The sequence below is a fragment of the uncultured Mycobacterium sp. genome, from assembly GCF_964249325.1.
Classification (GTDB): Bacteria; Actinomycetota; Actinomycetes; order Mycobacteriales; family Mycobacteriaceae; genus Mycobacterium.
In genome coordinates this window covers 1-6,210 of the sequence record NZ_CAXUCH010000245.1, presented here as the reverse complement: position 1 = coordinate 6,210, position 6,210 = coordinate 1, and the positions used below count along the sequence as shown (strand labels likewise).

Genomic DNA, 6,210 nt, shown 5'->3' with positions numbered 1-6,210 from the left:
GGTTTCCACCTGGCAAGTGGTCAATTCCAGCTGCAGCTCGACACCACGACACCGCGCCTTATCGGCGACCGCCCGATTGGCCGGCGATGGTTCGTTGTCGGCACCGATCAAGAGGAACTCTTCCTCGACGCCGACCGTGGGATGCTCGGGCAGGATCTGGCCTTCGTGTGTCGTGCTCTACGTGCCGACGCCGACCTGACGGCGATGAGCAACTACGTAGAAAGCGGTCGCTCTCGACTGTATTCCCACCGGCACACCTCCGTGTCCGATTGTCGCCGAGGCGGGTTTGACCATGGTCGATATTTTGTCTGAGTTCGCCATCCTCTCGCCACCGCGCCTGCGGCGATGAATGATCAGGCCACGGGCGCCATCCTCGGGGAAGGACGATTTGCCCGACGTCGACTGTGGTCACCTCCACGCGGAGTCGTCCCGACTGCGACAACCTCCGTTTCACCCGGCCAGAAGGAGATGTTATGAAGGCATCGCTTTTGAAGACCAGCTGCCGGCCATATCCCAAGAGCACCAGAAGAACCGATCAACTCGGGAATCGAACTACTGCCACAGGCCGGTTACGGCGCCACAGGCTCGCAAGGCGAATGGCCCGCAGGCATCATGATCTCGGCGAGGAGCGAATCGCAACCCTAGTTGGAGTTTGTCCTCAGCCTCTCTGGCCATGGTCCACGTCATTTGGCGTCGACCGGATCGTGTTCACCGCCGACTATCGCCAATATGAAAGCCGCACCGGAATTTCTCGATCAGATGCCAATCAAACGCGCCCACAAGAAAATCGCGCACTCAACGCCGAGCGCATGCTCGGGCTCTCAGCGGAGTTTGACTTCAAGCGTGATGGCTTACACGGTAAAGCCGAGGGCACGCAGTTGCTCGCGGCCGTCGTCGGTGATCTTGTCGGGACCCCACGGGGGGTTCCACACCCAGTTGATGCGCAGTTCGTCGACCAGGCCGGCGCCGATCAGCGCGGTGCGCGACTGGTCTTCGATGACATCGGTCAACGGGCAAGCCGGCGAGGTCAGCGTCATGTCGATCAGCGCAACCGTGCCGTCGTCGCTGTGTTCGACGTTAAGGCCGTAGACCAGCCCCAAGTCGACGACATTGATCCCCAGCTCGGGGTCGACGACGTCTCGCATCGCCTCCTCGACGTCGGCGAGCAATTCGTTATCCGGTGCTGCGGTTTCGCTCATGGTTAACCTCCTCAACGTCTGTAATCGCCTGTGCCACCGCGTCTTTGAACGCCATCCAGCCCAGCAGTGCGCATTTGACCCGTGCCGGATATTTCGCCACGCCGGCGAACGCGACGCCGTCGCCGAGAACATCTGGGTCGCCCTCGATGTTTCCGCGCGACGAAACCATTTCGGTGAACGCGGTGACGGTCTTCAGCGCCTGGCCCACGTCTTGACCGATCACCTGCTCGGTGAGCACCGAGGTCGACGCCTGGCTGATCGAACAACCTTGTCCGTCGTAGGACACGTCGACAACCCGTTCACGGTCGTCGGACAACGCGACGCGCAGCGTGACCTCGTCGCCGCAGATTGGGTTGACGTGCTGCACTTGCGCGGCGAACGGCTCGCGCAGGCCGCGGTGTTGCGGGTGTTTGTAGTGATCGAGGATCACGTCCTGATAGATCTGCTCCAGGCGCACCGTCACGCTCCCCCGAAGAACTCCACGGCGCGACGTACACCGGCGACCAGCCGGTCGACTTCGTCGACGGTGTTGTACACGGCAAACGACGCCCGCGCGGTCGCCGCCAAGCCGAAGCGGCGGTGCAGCGGCAGCGCACAGTGGTGTCCAACCCGTACGGCGACGCCCTCGTCGTCGAGCACCTGGCCGACGTCGTGGGCGTGGACACCGTCGACCACGAAAGCCACCGGCGATCCGCGGTCCTGCATCGATGTCGGCCCGACGATCCGAACGCCGTCGATGGCAGACAGGCCCTCAATCGTGGCCGAAACAAGCTGGCGTTCGTGCGCGTCGACGGCATCAATCCCGATCGCTTGCAGATAGTGTGCCGCTGCAGCTAAGCCGACGACCTGGGAGGTCATCGGGGTGCCGGCCTCGAACCGCTGGGGTGGCGGCGCGTAGGTGGTGGCCTCCATGGTGACGGTTTCGATCATCGAGCCACCGGTGAGGAACGGCGGCATCTTGGCGAGGAGACCACGGCGGCCATACAGCACTCCGATTCCGTTGGGCCCCAGCATTTTGTGGCCGGAAAATGCGGCGAAGTCGACGTCGAGCCCATGGAAGTCGACCGGCTGGTGCGGCACCGACTGGCAAGCGTCCAACACGGTCAAGGCACCGACGGACTTCGCCCGGGCCACCAGCTCGGATACCGGGGCATGTGCACCGGTCACATTCGAGTGATGCGTGAAGGCAACGACTTTGACCCGTTCGTCGAGCCGCAAGGAGTCCAGGTCGATGCGGCCGGCTTCTTTCTCACCGCCGGTTATCCCGTACCAGCGCAAACTGGCGCCGGTGCGCCGGGCGAGCTCCTGCCACGGGATTAGGTTCGCGTGATGCTCGAGCTCAGTGGTGACGATGACATCGCCTGGCCCGACACAATTCTCGAAGCGCGTGTCGCCCAACACGTAGGACACCAGATTGATGGCTTCGGTGGCGTTCTTGGTGAAAACCAGCTCGTCGACGTCGGCACCGACGAACGCAGCGATGTCAGCGCGGCCCTGCTCGTAGGCATCGGTGGCCTCCTCCATCAGCTGGTGCGCGCCGCGGTGCACCGCGCCGTTGGACGTGATCAAAAACTCCCGCTCGGCGTCGAGCACCTGGACCGGGCGCTGCGACGTCGCGCCGGAATCCAAGTAGGCCAGCTGCTTTCCGCCGCGCATCACGCGCTTAAGGATGGGGAAATCGGCGCGGATCGCGGTCAAGTCCAGTAGGTGTGACCGACCAACAGAGACAGCCATGGCTAAGCCCCCGTGACCGCCGTCCGCGGCGATTGCAAGCTCGGCGAAGCCGGGCGCAGCGGGTCGCCGCCATCGGTCTGGGTGAAGCGCACGTAGCCGTTCTGATCCAGCTCGTCGGCCAGCTCCGGGCCTCCGGATTCCACGATCCGTCCGCCGACGAAGACGTGCACGAATTGCGGGTGGATGTAGCGCAGGATGCGGGTGTAGTGCGTAATCAGCAGGATGCCGCCGTGCTCGGATTCGGCGTAGCGGTTGACCCCTTCGCTGACCACGCGCAGGGCGTCGACGTCCAGACCGGAGTCGGTTTCGTCGAGGATTGCGATTTTGGGCTTGAGCAGGCCCAGCTGCAGGATCTCGTGGCGTTTCTTCTCGCCACCGGAAAAGCCTTCGTTGACACTGCGTTCGGCGAAGGCGGGGTCGATGTCGAGGGCGTCCAGCGCGGCCTTGACTTCTTTGACCCAGTGCCGCAGCTTCGGCGCCTCGCCGCGGACCGCGGTGGCAGCGCTGCGCAGGAAGTTCGACATCGACACGCCGGGCACCTCGACGGGGTACTGCATGGCCAAGAAGAGGCCCGCTCGCGCACGTTCATCAATGCTCATGTCCAGCACGTTCTGACCGTCTAGCGTGATGGATCCGGACGTCACCTTGTACTTCGGGTGTCCGGCAATGGCGTACGACAGCGTGGACTTGCCGGAGCCATTGGGGCCCATGACCGCATGGGTTTCGCCGGAACTCACAGTCAGGTTGACGCCGTTGAGGATCGGGATCTCGCGGTCCCCGTCCGATGGGTCGGTGACGCTGACGTGTAAGTCTTTGATTTCCAGAGTGGTCATGAGGCTGTCGTCTTTGCTGTCGTGTTTTCGGAGATGGCCAGTTCGTGTTCGATGGCTGCGGTTAGGCGCTCGCGCACCTCGGGTACTGCGATCTTGGCGATGATCTCGCCGAAGAAGCCGCGCACCACCAGCCGGCGCGCTTGCTCTTCGGGGATGCCGCGGGAACGCAGGTAGAACAGTTGCTCGTCGTCGAAGCGTCCGGTGGCGCTGGCGTGCCCGGCGCCGACGATCTCGCCGGTCTCGATTTCCAGGTTGGGCACCGAGTCGGCGCGCGCACCGTCGGTGAGCACCAGGTTGCGGTTGACTTCGAAGGTGTCGGTGCCGGCGGCGATGGCGCGGATCAGCACGTCGCCCACCCACACGGTGTGCGCGTCGGGCTTGTCGGAGTCCGGATTTCCTTGCAGCGCACCCTTGTACAGCACGTTGGATTTGCAGTCAGGTTGAGCGTGGTCGATCAACAGCCGCGACTCGAGGTGCTGACCGTCGTCGGCGAAGTACAGGCCGAGCAGCTCGGCGTCGCCGCCGGGAGCATCGAACCGTACCCGGCCCGTCAGCCGCACCACATCACCCCCGAGAGTAACCGCGACATGGCGTAGCACCGCGTCCTTGCCCAGCGCGGCGTGGTGCATGCTGACGTGTACGACGTCGTCGGCCCAGTCGGCGATCGAGACGACGGTGAGCCGCGCGGCGTCGCCGACGATGAATTCGACGTTGTCGGCGTAGGTTCCGCTACCCCGGTGGTCGATCACCACGACCGCCGCGCCGAGTTCGTCGATGCGGAGCTGCAGGTGCCCGTAGGCCGTCGCTCCCTCGCCCGGCCCGGTGACCGCGATCTCAATCGGCGTCTGCAGCGCCGTGCCACGTTCCACCGTGACCAGCGTCGCGGCGTTGAACGCCGAAAACGCCTGCGCGGCAACCCGATCGGCGGGTACGCCGCCTTGGCCGAGCCGCTCGTCACCGCGACGCACGGTTTCCACTCGCACGCCCGGCTGTTCGCTGACAGTGATCGTCGCGTTGCCGGTCGCCCGCGCTGAGCCGTCGTGCAGACCGTGCAGCCGGCGCAGCGGGGTGAATCGCCAGATCTCGTCGCGGCCACCGGGAACTTCGAAAGCGTCGACGTCGAATGACGTGAACAGCTCTCCCTTATTCAGTGCGGTGAGTGACGACCCTGCTGGCGATCCCTCGACGGTCAGGTCATGAGCCGTCATCCGACAGCACCCTCCATCTGCAGTTCGATCAGCCGGTTGAGCTCCAGCGCGTATTCCATCGGCAGCTCTTTGGCGATCGGCTCGACGAAGCCGCGCACGATCATCGCCATCGCCTCGTCCTCGGTGAGCCCGCGGCTCATCAGGTAGAAGAGCTGGTTCTCGCTGACCTTGGACACGGTGGCCTCATGCCCCATCGTCACGTCGTCCTCACGGATGTCGACGTACGGGTAGGTGTCGCTGCGGCTGATCGTATCCACCAGTAGCGCATCGCATTTCACGCTGGAGCGCGATCCGTGAGCGCCCTTGTTCACCTGTACCAGGCCGCGGTAGGAAGTGCGGCCGCCGCCGCGGGCCACCGACTTGGACACGATGGTGCTCGACGTGTTGGGCGCGAGATGCAGCATCTTCGCGCCGGCGTCCTGGTGCTGGCCCTCTCCGGCGAACGCCACCGACAACACCTCACCCTTGGCGTGCTCCCCGGTCATCCACACCGCCGGGTACTTCATCGTCACCTTGGACCCGATGTTGCCGTCGATCCATTCCATGGTGGCGCCGGCCTCAGCGCGAGCCCGCTTGGTGACCAGGTTGTAGACGTTGTTCGACCAGTTCTGGATCGTGGTGTAGCGGCACCGCGCGTGCGGCTTCACGATGATCTCCACTACCGCCGAATGCAGCGAGTCCGACTTGTAAATAGGAGCAGTGCAGCCCTCGACGTAGTGAACGTACGCGTCCTCGTCGACGATGATCAGCGTGCGCTCGAATTGGCCCATGTTCTCGGTGTTGATCCGGAAGTAGGCCTGCAGCGGGATATCGACGTGCACGCCGGGCGGTACGTAGATAAACGAGCCGCCGCTCCAGACCGCGGTGTTCAATGCGGAGAACTTGTTGTCACCGGCCGGGATCACGGTGCCGAAGTACTGCTTGAAGAGGTCGGGGTGCTCGCGCAGCCCGGTATCGGTGTCTAGGAAGATAACTCCTTGTTTCTCAAGGTCTTCCCGGATCTGGTGGTAAACCACCTCGGATTCGTACTGGGCCGCTACTCCAGCAATCAATCGCTGCTTTTCAGCTTCCGGAATTCCCAGCCTGTCGTAGGTATTGCGGATGTCCTCGGGCAAATCGTCCCAACTGGCTGCCTGCTTCTCGGTGGAGCGCACAAAGTACTTGATGTTGTCGAAGTCGATGCCGCTGAGATCCGAACCCCAGGCCGGTATCGGCTTGCGCTCGAAGATCCGCAGT

General features: G+C 63.8%; 6 protein-coding genes and 1 pseudogene. All 7 read right to left on the bottom strand.

What is annotated here, in order from left to right:
* Positions 1 to 153, bottom strand: a pseudogene (locus ACFE99_RS21445) (carboxylate--amine ligase); the annotation flags it as partial.
* 698 nt (positions 154 to 851) lie between these two features.
* Entirely contained in the window at positions 852 to 1,199 is a 348-nt protein-coding gene (locus ACFE99_RS21440; protein WP_375488412.1) for a metal-sulfur cluster assembly factor, read from the bottom strand.
* Positions 1,174 to 1,662 carry a Fe-S cluster assembly sulfur transfer protein SufU gene (gene sufU, locus ACFE99_RS21435; RefSeq protein ID WP_375488411.1) on the bottom strand — a complete coding sequence of 163 codons (489 nt, stop codon included), beginning with the start codon at positions 1,660 to 1,662 and terminating at the stop codon, positions 1,174 to 1,176. The genes ACFE99_RS21440 and sufU overlap by 26 nt, the downstream gene beginning before the upstream one ends.
* Positions 1,659 to 2,933, bottom strand: a complete 1,275-nt coding sequence (locus ACFE99_RS21430) for a cysteine desulfurase (RefSeq protein ID WP_375488410.1) — start codon at positions 2,931 to 2,933, stop codon at positions 1,659 to 1,661. Before ACFE99_RS21430 ends, sufU begins: the two co-directional genes overlap by 4 nt.
* A gap of 2 nt (positions 2,934 to 2,935) precedes the next feature.
* Positions 2,936 to 3,766, bottom strand: a complete 831-nt coding sequence (sufC, locus tag ACFE99_RS21425) for a Fe-S cluster assembly ATPase SufC (protein WP_375488409.1) — start codon at positions 3,764 to 3,766, stop codon at positions 2,936 to 2,938.
* Positions 3,763 to 4,974, bottom strand: coding sequence for a Fe-S cluster assembly protein SufD (sufD, locus tag ACFE99_RS21420; protein ID WP_375488408.1), 1,212 nt, complete (start codon positions 4,972 to 4,974; stop codon positions 3,763 to 3,765). Before sufD ends, sufC begins: the two co-directional genes overlap by 4 nt.
* Positions 4,971 to 6,210, bottom strand: a 1,240-nt coding sequence (gene sufB / locus ACFE99_RS21415) for a Fe-S cluster assembly protein SufB (protein WP_375488407.1), incomplete at its 5' end; no start/stop codon positions are given. The genes sufD and sufB, both read right to left, overlap by 4 nt.